Raw genomic sequence first — 11,904 nt, 5'->3', positions numbered from 1 at the left:
CGGGTTTTCGAGCCTTCGCGGGTAGGCGTGGCGATCATGCGCGTTTGCGGAACGACTGGCTCAGCCGACGAGCGTGCGGTATTTTCAGCTCAGCTCGAGCAGCACCGGCTGGTGATCCGATGCCTTGCTGCCCTCATCGACCGCGACGCGGCTTATCCGGTCGGCGATGTTGGCGCTGACGAAGAAGATGTCGTAGCAGGCGGGCGCATCGACATAGCGTCGTTCATGAACACCGAAAGTCGGCGCTGGTGGGACGGCATCCTGCGCGACGTGCCAGGCATTGACCAATGCCGGGGCGTCGCCCGGCGCGGTAAGCGTCGCCTGTTCCGGCGCGCCGGCCGGACTGTTGAAGTCGCCGCACAGCACGCAGCCTTCGCCGCGCGGCAGCACTGCGAAGGGCGGATCGGTTTCCTCTGCAAAGCGCGGCGACACGGCATGCCGCCAGCCCTCATCGATGATCGCGCGCAGCGCCGCGCATTGGACCGCGCGCTGGCTGGCCGAGTAGTACTCGAGATGCGTCGTGATCACGCGCACAGCGCCGCCGGGAAATTCCGGCGCGGCAATCACCGCCTCGACGGCTGCGCGCTGCATGCTCGGCACGGACGGCTCGGCCGGCCAGGGCAGCAGATGACGGAAAACCTGCAGGATTGGCAAACGGGAGAGGATCAGATTGCCAAAGTGGCGTCGGCCGCCCAGGCCGTCGGGCAGGTCGCTGCCGACCCCGTAGATCGCTTCAAAGCCGAGGAACAGGCCGGACAGCACCGCGAGCTGATCGGACTGGCCTGGCGGCATCCCGGCCAATCCAGGATGATTCACTGCCACTTCCTGAAAGCAATAGACATCGGCGTCGAAGTTGCGCGCCTCCTCGGCGATGCGCGCCAGATCGACGCGACCATCCAGACCGCGGCCCCATTGGATGTTCCAGCTCAGGATGCGCATCGTCTTCCTTTCGCGAAAATGAAACGGAACGGGGGTATGCTAGCAGGCATGGACCCTCTCGACGTGATCGATCGGGCGCTCGCCCACCACCATCACGATGGCACGCGGCTGATGCAGATCCTGCGCGAAACCCAGGAGGTGCTCGGCTGGCTTGCGCCGGAGACCATCACGCGCATCGCCGAAGGCGTCGGCTGGCCGCGCGCCAAGGTCGAGGCCACCGCGGCGTTCTACAGTTTTTTCCATCTGCGGCCACGCGGCGATTATTGCCTGCTCTGGTCCGACAACATCGTCGACCAGATGGCAGGCAGCCAGGCGTTGATGCAGCGACTCTGCGAGGCGCTGTGGCTCGAACCGGGACGGCTTTCCGAAGACGGTCTGGCTTTCGTGCACACCACCTCCGACATTGGCATGGGCGATCAGGGCCCGGCGCTGCTGGTCAATTACCGCACCATGACGCGCATGACGCCGGAGCGCGTCGATGCGATGGCCGAACTGATCCGCAACCGCGCACCGCTTGCCTCGTGGCCGGCGGAATGGTTCCGGGTAGAGGATAATCTGCGCCGCACTGGCCCCTTGCTGGGTGAGGCGTTCGCGCCGGGCACGGCACTTTCCGCAGCATGGGCGCGCGGGCCCGAGGCGCAGCTCGCCGAAATCGCCGCAGCGGGCCTGCGCGGCCGCGGCGGCGCGGGCTTTCCCACCGCGCGGAAATGGCAGGCCTGCCGCGATGCGCCGCTCGAAGCCGGCCAGACACGCGTCGTGGTCTGCAATGCCGACGAAGGCGAGCCCGGCACTTTCAAGGATCGCGTCTTGCTGAATTCCTATGCCGACCTCGTCTTCGAAGGCATGACGATCGCCGCATTCACGATCGGTGCGCGCCGTGGCTTCGTCTATCTGCGCGGCGAATACCGCTACCTGCTCGAAGCTCTCGAAGCCACCTTGCAGCGACGCAGGGAACAGGGGCTACTCGGTAATGGCATCCTTGGTCGCGACGGCTTCGATTTCGACATCGAGATCCATCTCGGCGCTGGCGCCTACGTCTGCGGCGAGGAATCCGCGCTGATCGAATCGCTCGAAGGCAAGCCGGGCCGGCCGCGCCTTAGGCCGCCGTTCCCGGTGACAAAGGGATATCTGGGCCAGCCGACGATCGTCAATAACGTCGAGACCTTTGCCTGCGTCTGTCGCATCGCCGAAAAGGGCGCGGCCTGGTTCGCCGCGATCGGCACCGCGCAATCGACGGGCAGCAAGTTGCTCTCGGTCTCTGGCGACGTCGCGCATCCCGGCGTCTATGAGTATCCATTCGGCGTCAGCGTCGCCGAGGTGCTCGAAGCTGCAGGCGTGAGGAATTGCGTGCAGGGGGTGCAGGTCTCCGGCCCATCCGGAACGACCTTGACCGGCGAAGAGCTCGGCCGCCGGCTGTGCTTCGAGGACGTGCCGACCGCCGGCGCGCTGATGGTCTTCGATTGCACGCGCGACATGTTCGAGGTGGCGAGGAATTTCGCGCATTTCTTCGCCCATGAATCCTGCGGCTTTTGCACCCCGTGCCGCGTCGGCACGCAGATCAATGCCCGGCTGATGGACAAGATCGCCGCCGGGCGCGGTTCGCAATACGACCTCCAGGAACTGCCGCGCTTGCATCGCTTGCTCGCGGGCACCGCACACTGCGGCCTGGGCCATTCCGCAGGCAATCCGATCTTCGAAACGCTGACGAAATTCCGCCCGGCGTATGAGCGGCGTCTCAAGTCTTCCGATTTCGCACCGGCCTTCGATCTCGATGCGGAGCTTTCCCAGGCGCGCCAAATGACCGGACGCGAGGATCGCGCTGCCCATCTCGTCGAGGAATGAGGAATGAGCGAAGAAACGACTTTCTTTCTCGACGGTGAACCGATCCCCTTCACGGCGGGACAGACCATTTTGCAGGCCGCGCACGCGGCGGGACGTTACATTCCCCATCTGTGCTGGCATCCGGATTACAAGCCACATGGCTCGTGCCGGCTGTGCACGGTGAGCATCGGCGGTCGCTCTGTTCCGGCCTGTGCCACCCAGGCCAGCGAGGGCCTCGAAGTCGCCAACCGCACCCCCGAGCTCGATGATGCACGGCGCATGCTACTGCAGATGCTGTTCGTCGAAGGCAATCACTTCTGTCCTTCCTGCGAGAAAAGCGGTCAATGCCTGCTGCAGGCCACCGCCTACGAGCTCGGCATGATGGGCCCGCACTTCGATCATTTCTATCCCAACCGGCCGGTCGACGCCTCGCATCCGGACGTGCTGCTCGACTTCAACCGCTGCATCCTCTGCTCGCTGTGCGAACAGGCCTCGGCGCGCGACGGCAAATTCGTCTTCGTGATGGGCGGACGCGGCATGCGCGGCCGCAAGGTGATCATCAACAGCGCATCCGGGCGGCTCGCCGACACCGATTTCGCGCTCACCGACCGCGCCGCGAACGTCTGCCCGGTCGGGGTGATCCTGAAAAAGCGCGTCGGCTTCAGCGTGCCTTATGGCCAACGCCGATACGACCGCGCGCCGGTCTCGGTTGCCCAGGCGCAGGAGGCAAGCCGTGAATGATGTACGCAAGCTGCGCATCGCGACCACCTCGCTGGCTGGTTGCTTCGGCTGCCACATGTCGCTGCTCGACATCGACGAAAGATTGTTTACGCTGCTCGAGCTGGTCGAGTTCGACCGCACGCCGCTCACCGACATCAAGCGCTGCGGCGCGTGTGACATCGGCCTCATCGAAGGCGGCGTCTGCAATGCGGAAAACGTGCATGTGCTGCGCGAATTCAGGAAGAATTGCAAGATCCTCGTCGCCGTCGGCGCCTGTGCGGTCAACGGCGGCCTGCCGGCGCAGCGCAACCACCTCGACCTGCGCGACATCCTCGAGGCGGTCTATGAAACCGAAGGCGGCTTGGCCCGCGGTGCCCACATTCCCAACGACCCAGAGCTGCCGCTGCCTTTGAACCAGGTACACCCGATCCATGAAGTCGTGAAGGTCGATTATTTTCTGCCCGGCTGCCCGCCCTCCGGCGATGCGATCTGGAAATTCCTCAGCGACCTGATCGCCGGTCGCACGCCGACATTGGGACACGACTTACTGCACTATGACTGACGCCTCGCTCAAACGCATCAGTATCGATCCGCTCTCGCGCGTCGAGGGCCACGGCAAGGTCACGATCCTGCTCGATGACGAGAACAAGGTGCAGCAGGCGCGCCTGCACATCGTCGAATTCCGCGGCTTCGAAAAGTTCATCGAAGGCCGGCCGTACTGGGAAGTGCCGGTGATGGTCGAGCGCCTGTGCGGCATCTGCCCGGTCTCGCACCATCTGGCCGCCGCGAAGGCGATGGACATGATCGTCGGCGCGAAGCTGACCCCGACCGCCGAGAAGATCCGCCGCTTGATGCATTACGGGCAGATCCTGCAGTCTCACGCGCTGCATTTTTTCTACCTCGCCTCGCCCGATCTGTTGTTCGGCTTCGACGCCGAGCTGGCAAAGCGCAACATCGTCGGCTTGGCCAGCCACCATCCGGAAATCGCCCGCAAAGGCGTGCTGATCCGCAAATACGGCCAGGAAGTGATCCGTCTGACCGCGGGCAAACGCATCCATGGCACCGGTGCGATTCCCGGCGGCGTCAACAAGTCACTCAGCGCGGACGAGCGCGCAGCGCTGCTGAAGGATATCTACGCGATCATCGGCTGGTCGCGCGAAGCGGTCGCACTGGTAAAGCAGTTGTTCGAGACCCATTGCGAGCACTACCGCACCTTCGCCCGCTTCACCGCGCCGGCGATGTGTCTGGTGGCGCCGTCGGGAGCGATGGATCTCTATGATGGCGGCCTGCGCGCGCGCCGCGCGGACGGCGCACCGCTCTTCGACCATGCCGACTACAGGCGCTACTGGGAGCTCATCGGCGAGGACGTGAAGCCTTGGAGCTACATGAAATTCCCGTTCCTCAAAATCCTGGGCGATGCCGAGCACGGCTGGTATCGCGTCGGGCCGCTGGCGCGCGTTGCGCTGTGCGATTTCATCCCGACCCCGCTGGCCGACCACGAACGCAAGGAATTCCTCGCCTTCGACGACGGCCAGGCTGTCGGCGCGACACTCGGCTATCACTGGGCACGGATGATCGAGATGCTCCATGCCGCCGAGACGATCAAGGAACTGCTCCACGACGACGACATCCGCGGCAGGGAGTTGTTGGCCACCGGCCAGCGGCAGGAGCGCGGCGTCGGCGTGATCGAGGCGCCGCGCGGAACATTGATCCACCACTACCGCGTAGATGAAAACGACCTGGTGATCCGCGCCAACCTGATCGTCTCGACCACCCACAACAACCAGGCGATGAACGAGGCGATCCTTGCCGTCGCCCACCAGTATCTCGACGGCCAACAGATTACCGAAGCGCTGCTCAATCACATCGAAGTCGCGATCCGCGCCTTCGATCCCTGCCTGTCCTGCGCGACCCACGCGCTGGGCCGCATGCCCCTCGAAGTGGAAGTTTTCGGCGCTGACGGCACGGCATGCGATCGGGCGCTGCGCGACTCGCAAGGTCGTTTTCTGCGCCATTGACTGCGCCCATCCTGATCTTCGGTTGGGGCAATCCTTCGCGCGGCGACGATGCGCTCGGTCCCCGCTTCATCGACGAGCTTTCAGCGCTGGGCCTTCCCGATGTCGAATGCCTGAGCGACTATCAGCTGCAGATCGAGCATGCGCTCGATCTTGCCGGTCGGCAGCGCGTGCTGTTCGTCGATGCCAGCATCACGGCCACGGTGCCGTACGCCGTCCGCGGCCCGATCTCGGCTTCGGCCGCGGCGCCAGGCTTCACGCATGCCCTCGATCCACATGGTCTGTTACGCATCTATGAAAATTTTTACGATGCACCGCCTCCGCCCTGCTTTCTGCTGGAGATTCGCGGCGAAAGCTTCATCTTGGGCGCGCCCTGCTCGGAAGCCGCGCAGCGTCACTTGGCCGCAGCATTGGACTGGGCCCGAAAGTGGCTAGAATAGCGCCCTGTCAACTTTCTCCTTCCCTGGAGAGTTGACTCATGCGAACAGCGAATTCCAAAGCTCTTCGAAGTTCAAAGTTTGTAACCCCTCACCTCATCAAGCTAAAGGAAGCCACCATGAAAAAATCTCTCCTCCTCATTTCCCTGCTCAGCGCCCTGTCCTTGGCCGCTTGCGGCAAGAAGGAAGCGCCGCCTGCACCCGCCGCTGCGCCCGCTCCGGCGGCTGCTCCCGCTCCGGCTGAGGCTGCCAAGCCCGCCGAAGGCGCTGCCCCGGCTGCTGCTCCGGCCGACGCCGCCAAGCCCGCCGAAGGCGCTGCTCCGGCTGCTGCTCCGGCCGAAGCCGCCAAGCCCGCCGAAGGCGCTGCTCCGGCAGATGCCGCCAAGCCCACCGAAGAGAAGAAGTAAGCCTTCGCATCGGTCGCTGCGCCCCAAACGGGGCGCAGCAGCAAAAAGGCCAGCCCGCGGGCTGGCCTTTTTGTCGAGAAACCTGGCGGGCTTATTTCTTCTTCGCGGCCTTCTTGCCGGCCACGGCCGCTTTGAAGCTCGCACCCGCAGTGAATTTCGGCACCGTGGTGGCGGGAATCTTCAGCAAAGCGCCCGTCTTCGGGTTCTTGCCGGTGCGCGCGGCGCGCTTGGCCGGCTTGAAGGAGCCGAATCCCACGAGAGTGACGGTCTCTCCCTTGGCGACCGCCTTGACGACGGCGTCGATGGCGGCGGACAGAGCGCGGTCGGCGGCAGCCTTGGAAATGTCGGCAGCTTTCGCGGTGGCTTCGATCAACTCGGATTTGTTCATGGGCATGCTCCTCGTTAGCGTGGGTGGATGTGCGGGTGGAAAACTGCGCCAGCTTACCTAAAGCTTTTTCCCTTGAAAAGCATTATTTGTAGCAAGCAAATAAACTGTCCGGACTTGTAGCGCGAAACACAAAACAATAAGTGCGCCAACTCAAGTTTACTCGACGGCAGCCAACCCTCGCGGCGAAGCCGCGCACAAAGTCTCCCTTCCCGAGAGGGGGGCTTAACCTCGGGCGTGAAAGATGGCCACAAATAGCCAAAAAAAGCCCGGCCGTTCTGGCGGGCTTTTCGTAACTGATTGATTTTACTGGTGCCGAGAGAGGGACTCGAACCCTCATGCCTTGCGGCGGCGGATTTTGAGTCCGCTGCGTCTACCAATTCCGCCATCTCGGCTAAAGATGGGCTTCGATTTTACCTGTTCAAAATCCGCCGCGGATTTTGGCTTCGGCCGCTCGGCTTTCGCCGAGCTTAACGTTCGCTTCGCTCACGTGAGCCTACGCCGAAGCTTCTGCTTTGGCTTCGGCCGCTCGGCTTTCGCCGAGCTTAACGTTCGCTTCGCTCACGTGAGCCTACGCCGAAGCTTCTGCTTTGGCTTCGGCCGCTCGGCTTTCGCCGAGCTTAACGTTCGCTTCGCTCACGTGAGCCTACGCCGCAACCAGCTTCGCCTGTTGTGAGTCCGCTGCGTCTACCAATTCCGCCATCTCGGCCATTCCAAGCCGCACAACGTAGAATGCTGCGCCGCCACTCGAAGTGCGCGCATTATCCGCAAAAGCCCGGCTTCCCGCAACCGATGCCCCTCACCCTCGACGATTTCGACTACCCGCTGCCGCCAGAACTGATCGCCCAGGCGCCTTTACCCGAGCGCAGCGCGAGCCGGCTGCTGGTGCTGCGTGGCGGGCGACTCGAGGATCGGGTTTTTCGCGAGCTGCCGGAGCTGCTTTCGCCAGGTGATCTGTTGGTGATGAACGACTCCAAGGTGCTGCACGCCCGCCTGCTCGGGCAAAAGGCGACGGGCGGTCGGGTCGAAGTGCTGATCGAGCGCATCCTCGGCGAAGACGAAGCACTCGCGCAGCTGCGCGCCAGCAAGCCGCCCAGGGCAGGCAGCCGGCTTCGCATCGAAGATGCTTTCGATGTCGAGGTGCTCGGCCGCGATGGCGAGTTCTACCGGTTGCGTTTTCCGGGCGAGGCGATCGCGCTGATCGAGCGGCATGGCCGCTTGCCACTGCCGCCCTATATCGTGCGGGCGGCGGACGCTCCGGACGAAGAGCGCTATCAAACCATCTATGCCCGCACACATGGCTCGGTCGCCGCGCCGACCGCCGGATTGCATTTCGACGAACCGCTCCTTGCTCGCCTGCAAGCGCGCGGCATCGGCATCGCCCACGTGACCTTGCATGTCGGCGCCGGCACATTTCAGCCGGTGCGCGTCCAAAACATCGCCGACCACGAGATGCACCGCGAGCGCTACCACGTGCCGGCCGAGACCGCACAAGCGATCGCCGCGACCCAAGCCCGCGGCGGGCGCATCGTCGCGGTCGGCACCACCAGCTTGCGCAGCCTCGAAGCCGCGGCCGATGAAACAGGCCGGCTGAAAGTCGGCGAGGCAGAGACGGCATTGTTCATCACGCCGGGCTTCCGCTTCCGTGTCGTCGACCGCTTGATCACCAATTTCCACCTGCCGAAATCGACGCTTTTGATGCTCGTTTCCGCCTTCGGCGGCATGGCGGCCATCCGCGCCGCCTACCGTCACGCGATGGCCCATCGCTACCGTTTCTTCAGTTATGGCGATGCCATGCTGATCGACCGTCACGATGAAGTTTGAGCTGCTCGCCACCGACGGCCTCGCCCGCCGCGGCCGCCTGAAGCTCGCCCACGGCAGCGTGGAAACGCCGGTGTTCATGCCGGTCGGCACTTATGGCAGCGTGAAGGCGATGGCGCCCCACGAGCTCGTCGAGCTCGGCGCGCAGATCGTTCTGGGCAATACCTTCCACCTCTGGCTGCGGCCCGGGCTCGAGGTGATCCGCGCGCATCGGGGGTTGCACCGCTTCATGGGCTGGGAACGCCCGATCTTGACCGACTCGGGCGGCTTTCAGGTGTTCTCCTTGGGCGAATTGCGCAAGATTGCCGAGGAAGGGGTCAAGTTCGCCTCGCCGATCGACGGCAGCCGTCTCTTCATGCGCCCCGAGGATTCGATGCAGATCCAGCACGTGCTGAATTCCGACATCGTGATGATCTTCGACGAATGCACGCCCTACCCGGCCGACATGAAGCAGGCCGCGGAGTCGATGCGCCTCAGCTTGCGCTGGGCGCGCCGTTCGCGTGCCGAGCACGACCGGCTCGGCAACGCCAATGCCCTGTTCGGCATCGTCCAGGGCGGGATGTTCGAGAGCCTGCGGGACGAATCGCTCGCCAGTCTGCTGGAGATCGGCTTCGATGGCATGGCGATCGGCGGTCTGTCGGTCGGCGAGCCGAAGGAGGATTTCGCGCGGATACTGGCCCACACCGCACCGCGCCTGCCGGTGGACAAACCACGCTATTTGATGGGCGTGGGCACACCCGAAGACATCGTCTTTGCCGTCGGTCAGGGCATCGACATGTTCGACTGCGTGCTGCCGACCCGCAATGCCAGAAATGGCCATCTGTTTACGCGTTTCGGCGACATCCGCATCAAGAATGCGCGCTACAAGAACGATACGCGGCCGCTCGATGAGACCTGCGAGTGCTACTGCTGCCGCCATTTCACTCGCGCTTATCTGCACCATCTGCATCGTTGTCATGAGATTCTCGGCGCGCGCCTCAACACGATCCACAACCTCCATTACTACCAGACCTTGATGCGCGAGCTGGGCGAGGCGATCGCCACCGGCAGCTTGGCGAGCTTTGCCCGCCGTTTCAACCAAGAGCGCAGCAGCGGATGCGTATAATCCCCCTCATTTCAAAGGAGTGATTCAAACATGCTGATTTCCAATGCTCATGCTCAGGCCGCGCAAGGCGCTGCCCAGGACCCGACCGGCGGCCTGATGGGGCTGGCCCCGATCATCCTGATGTTCATCGTGCTGTGGTTCCTGATGATCCGGCCGCAAATGAAGAAGGCCAAGGAACACCAGAAGCTGATCAGCGAGCTCGCCAAGGGCGACGAAGTGGTGACCCAGGGCGGCATCGTCGGCAAGATCACCAAGGTCGGTGAAAACTACGTCGCCATCGAGGTCGCCTCGTTGAAGGATGCCCCGGTCGAAGTGCAGATCCAGAAGCAAGCGGTTGCGGCCCTGCTGCCGAAAGGCACGCTGAAGTCACTCTGATGAACAGATACCCGCTCTGGAAGAACGCGCTGGTCGTCATCGCGTTGCTGTTCGGCCTGCTCTACACGCTGCCGAACTTCTATGGCGAAGTGCCGGCCGTGCAGGTTTCCAGCGTCAAGGCGACGATCAAGGTCGATCAGAAACTGCAGGGCCGCATCGAGGAAATCCTTGCGGCAGCCGGCATCCAGCCGACCGGGGTGTTCGCCGACCCACACAGCATCCGCGTGCGTCTCAAGGATACCGAAACGCAGCTCAAGGCCAAGGATGCGCTCGAGAAGACGCTCAATCCCGATCCTGCCGATAGCTCCTACAGCGTCGCTTTGAACCTGCTGTCGGCCTCGCCAGACTGGCTGACCGCGATCCATGCGCTGCCGATGTATCTGGGCCTCGATCTGCGCGGCGGTGTGCATTTCCTGCTGCAGGTGGACATGAAGGGGGCCATCACCAAGCGGCTCGACTCGCTCGGCGCCGATTTGCGCACGCTGCTGCGCGACAAGTCCATCCGTCACGGCGGCATCGCGCGCGAGGGCAATCAACTGGTGATCCGCTTCCGCGATGCCGAGACGCGCGACAAGGCGCGCGCAGTGATCGCCGACAACCAACCCGATCTCGACATCATCGACGCGCAGGATGGCGCCGACTTCAAGCTGGTGGCAAGCCTGAAGCCTGCGGCGCAGAAACGCATCCAGGAATTCGCGATCAAGCAGAACATCACCACGCTTTCCAACCGCATCAACGAGCTGGGCGTGGCCGAACCGGTGATCCAGCAGCAGGGCGCGGACCGCATCGTCGTCCAGCTGCCAGGCGTGCAGGACACCGCGAAGGCGAAGGACATCCTCGGCCGCACCGCGACCCTGGAAATCCGCATGGTGGACGACGAAGCCAGCGCCAACCCGGCGATCATGGAACTGGCTGCAAAGGGCCAGCCACCGGCCGGCACCGATTACTACATCGAACGCGGCGGCCGCGGGCTGCTGGTCAAAAAGCAGGTCGTGCTCACCGGAGATCGACTCACCGATGCCCAGGCCGGCTTCGATTCCCAGACCCACGAACCGGCCGTGCACCTCACCCTCGACGCCGCCGGCGCGCGCATCTTCAAAGACGTCACGCGCGAGAACGTCGGCAAGCGCATGGCCATCCTGTTGATCGAAAAAGGCAAGGGCGAAGTGGTCACTGCGCCGGTGATCCGGTCGGAGATCGGCGGCGGTCGCGTGCAGATTTCCGGTCGCATGACGACGACCGAGGCGAGCGATGTCGCGCTGCTGCTGCGTGCCGGGTCACTCGCCGCGCCGATGGAGATCATCGAGGAGCGCACGATCGGCCCCTCCCTGGGCGCCGACAACATCGCCAAGGGCATGCACTCGACGCTGTGGGGCTTTTTGGCCATCGCCGCATTCATGATCGCCTACTACCACCTGCTCGGCCTGGTCTCGGTGATCGCGCTGACCGCCAACCTGCTGTTCCTGGTCGCCCTGCTCTCGCTCCTGCAGGCGACGCTGACGCTGCCCGGCATCGCCGCGGTGGCGCTCACGCTCGGCATGGCCATCGATGCCAACGTGCTGATCAACGAGCGCATCCGTGAGGAACTCAGGAATGGCGTCACGCCGCATGCGGCGATCGCCGCCGGTTATGAGCGTGCCTGGGGCACGATTCTCGATTCCAACATCACCACCTTGATCGCCGGCGTCGCGCTCTTGATCTTCGGCTCCGGCCCGGTGCGCGGTTTTGCCGTCGTGCATTGTCTGGGCATCTTGACCTCGATCTTCAGCTCGGTGGTGGTCTCGCGCGCGCTGGTGAACTGGATCTACGGCGGGCGCAGGAAGCTCGATTCCATCAGCATCGGCCAGGTCTGGCAACCGGGCATCGAAACCAAGTAAGG

At 63.9% G+C, this 11,904-nt stretch carries 13 protein-coding genes and 1 tRNA gene; 11 read left to right on the top strand and 3 right to left on the bottom strand.

What is annotated here, in order from left to right; all coding sequences use genetic code 11:
* Window positions 1-84: 84 nt before the first annotated feature.
* Complete coding sequence (locus EL335_RS03495; protein WP_126444266.1) at window positions 85-939, bottom strand: endonuclease/exonuclease/phosphatase family protein; 855 nt, start codon at window positions 937-939, stop codon at window positions 85-87.
* A gap of 48 nt (window positions 940-987) precedes the next feature.
* On the opposite strand from EL335_RS03495, the gene EL335_RS03490 reads away from it, so the two are divergent.
* The 6 genes from EL335_RS03490 (at window position 988) to EL335_RS03465 (ending at window position 6,339) form a co-directional block, all read left to right on the top strand.
* Complete coding sequence (locus EL335_RS03490; RefSeq protein WP_126444265.1) at window positions 988-2,781, top strand: NAD(P)H-dependent oxidoreductase subunit E; 1,794 nt, start codon at window positions 988-990, stop codon at window positions 2,779-2,781.
* 3 nt (window positions 2,782-2,784) lie between these two features.
* Complete coding sequence (locus EL335_RS03485) at window positions 2,785-3,501, top strand: 2Fe-2S iron-sulfur cluster-binding protein (protein ID WP_126444264.1); 717 nt, start codon at window positions 2,785-2,787, stop codon at window positions 3,499-3,501.
* Entirely contained in the window at window positions 3,494-4,042 is a 549-nt protein-coding gene (locus EL335_RS03480; protein ID WP_284155431.1) for an NADH-quinone oxidoreductase subunit B family protein, read from the top strand. Before EL335_RS03485 ends, EL335_RS03480 begins: the two co-directional genes overlap by 8 nt.
* Window positions 4,035-5,498: a Ni/Fe hydrogenase subunit alpha gene (locus EL335_RS03475; RefSeq protein WP_126444262.1), complete on the top strand. Its 1,464-nt coding sequence runs from the start codon at window positions 4,035-4,037 to the stop codon at window positions 5,496-5,498. The genes EL335_RS03480 and EL335_RS03475 overlap by 8 nt, the downstream gene beginning before the upstream one ends.
* Window positions 5,495-5,935 carry a hydrogenase maturation protease gene (locus EL335_RS03470; protein WP_126444261.1) on the top strand — a complete coding sequence of 147 codons (441 nt, stop codon included), beginning with the start codon at window positions 5,495-5,497 and terminating at the stop codon, window positions 5,933-5,935. The genes EL335_RS03475 and EL335_RS03470 overlap by 4 nt, the downstream gene beginning before the upstream one ends.
* A 116-nt stretch (window positions 5,936-6,051) precedes the next feature.
* Window positions 6,052-6,339: a hypothetical protein gene (locus EL335_RS03465; RefSeq protein ID WP_126444260.1), complete on the top strand. Its 288-nt coding sequence runs from the start codon at window positions 6,052-6,054 to the stop codon at window positions 6,337-6,339.
* A 91-nt stretch (window positions 6,340-6,430) separates the two neighbouring features.
* On the opposite strand, the gene EL335_RS03460 is transcribed toward EL335_RS03465, so the two are convergent.
* Both EL335_RS03460 and EL335_RS03455 read right to left on the bottom strand, forming a co-directional pair.
* On the bottom strand, window positions 6,431-6,727 hold the full coding sequence (locus tag EL335_RS03460) for an HU family DNA-binding protein (RefSeq protein ID WP_126444259.1): 297 nt from the start codon (window positions 6,725-6,727) through the stop codon (window positions 6,431-6,433).
* 307 nt (window positions 6,728-7,034) lie between these two features.
* A tRNA-Leu gene (locus tag EL335_RS03455) sits at window positions 7,035-7,119 on the bottom strand.
* A gap of 5 nt (window positions 7,120-7,124) precedes the next feature.
* Between EL335_RS03455 and EL335_RS14245 the strand changes: the two genes are divergently transcribed.
* The 5 genes from EL335_RS14245 to secD all read left to right on the top strand — a co-directional run bounded on the left by EL335_RS14245 (window position 7,125) and on the right by secD (window position 11,902).
* A complete protein-coding gene (locus tag EL335_RS14245; RefSeq protein WP_148103018.1) occupies window positions 7,125-7,400 on the top strand; it encodes a hypothetical protein in 276 nt (91 codons plus the stop codon).
* 116 nt (window positions 7,401-7,516) lie between these two features.
* Entirely contained in the window at window positions 7,517-8,548 is a 1,032-nt protein-coding gene (gene queA, locus EL335_RS03450; RefSeq protein ID WP_126447657.1) for a tRNA preQ1(34) S-adenosylmethionine ribosyltransferase-isomerase QueA, read from the top strand.
* Window positions 8,538-9,650, top strand: a complete 1,113-nt coding sequence (gene tgt, locus EL335_RS03445) for a tRNA guanosine(34) transglycosylase Tgt (RefSeq protein WP_126444258.1) — start codon at window positions 8,538-8,540, stop codon at window positions 9,648-9,650. The genes queA and tgt overlap by 11 nt, the downstream gene beginning before the upstream one ends.
* A gap of 30 nt (window positions 9,651-9,680) precedes the next feature.
* Window positions 9,681-10,025, top strand: coding sequence for a preprotein translocase subunit YajC (yajC, locus tag EL335_RS03440; RefSeq protein ID WP_126444257.1), 345 nt, complete (start codon window positions 9,681-9,683; stop codon window positions 10,023-10,025).
* Window positions 10,025-11,902, top strand: a complete 1,878-nt coding sequence (gene secD / locus EL335_RS03435; protein WP_126444256.1) for a protein translocase subunit SecD — start codon at window positions 10,025-10,027, stop codon at window positions 11,900-11,902. The genes yajC and secD overlap by 1 nt, the downstream gene beginning before the upstream one ends.
* The last annotated feature ends 2 nt before the right edge of the window (window positions 11,903-11,904 follow it).

Source organism: Sulfuricystis multivorans (assembly GCF_003966565.1).
Taxonomy (GTDB): Bacteria; Pseudomonadota; Gammaproteobacteria; order Burkholderiales; family Rhodocyclaceae; genus Sulfuricystis; species Sulfuricystis multivorans.
This window is presented reverse-complemented; position numbering and strand designations above follow the sequence as displayed.

What these genes read in the sequence shown, in the direction of transcription:
- EL335_RS03495 (WP_126444266.1), bottom strand. Translation starts at nt 939, where the DNA reads ATGCGCATCCTGAGCTGGAACATCCAATGGGGCCGCGGTCTGGATGGT.
- EL335_RS03490 (WP_126444265.1), top strand. Translation starts at nt 988, where the DNA reads ATGGACCCTCTCGACGTGATCGATCGGGCGCTCGCCCACCACCATCAC.
- EL335_RS03485 (WP_126444264.1), top strand. Translation starts at nt 2,785, where the DNA reads ATGAGCGAAGAAACGACTTTCTTTCTCGACGGTGAACCGATCCCCTTC.
- EL335_RS03475 (WP_126444262.1), top strand. Translation starts at nt 4,035, where the DNA reads ATGACTGACGCCTCGCTCAAACGCATCAGTATCGATCCGCTCTCGCGC.
- EL335_RS03465 (WP_126444260.1), top strand. Translation starts at nt 6,052, where the DNA reads ATGAAAAAATCTCTCCTCCTCATTTCCCTGCTCAGCGCCCTGTCCTTG.
- EL335_RS03460 (WP_126444259.1), bottom strand. Translation starts at nt 6,727, where the DNA reads ATGAACAAATCCGAGTTGATCGAAGCCACCGCGAAAGCTGCCGACATT.
- EL335_RS14245 (WP_148103018.1), top strand. Translation starts at nt 7,125, where the DNA reads ATGGGCTTCGATTTTACCTGTTCAAAATCCGCCGCGGATTTTGGCTTC.
- queA (WP_126447657.1), top strand. Translation starts at nt 7,517, where the DNA reads ATGCCCCTCACCCTCGACGATTTCGACTACCCGCTGCCGCCAGAACTG.
- tgt (WP_126444258.1), top strand. Translation starts at nt 8,538, where the DNA reads ATGAAGTTTGAGCTGCTCGCCACCGACGGCCTCGCCCGCCGCGGCCGC.
- yajC (WP_126444257.1), top strand. Translation starts at nt 9,681, where the DNA reads ATGCTGATTTCCAATGCTCATGCTCAGGCCGCGCAAGGCGCTGCCCAG.
- secD (WP_126444256.1), top strand. Translation starts at nt 10,025, where the DNA reads ATGAACAGATACCCGCTCTGGAAGAACGCGCTGGTCGTCATCGCGTTG.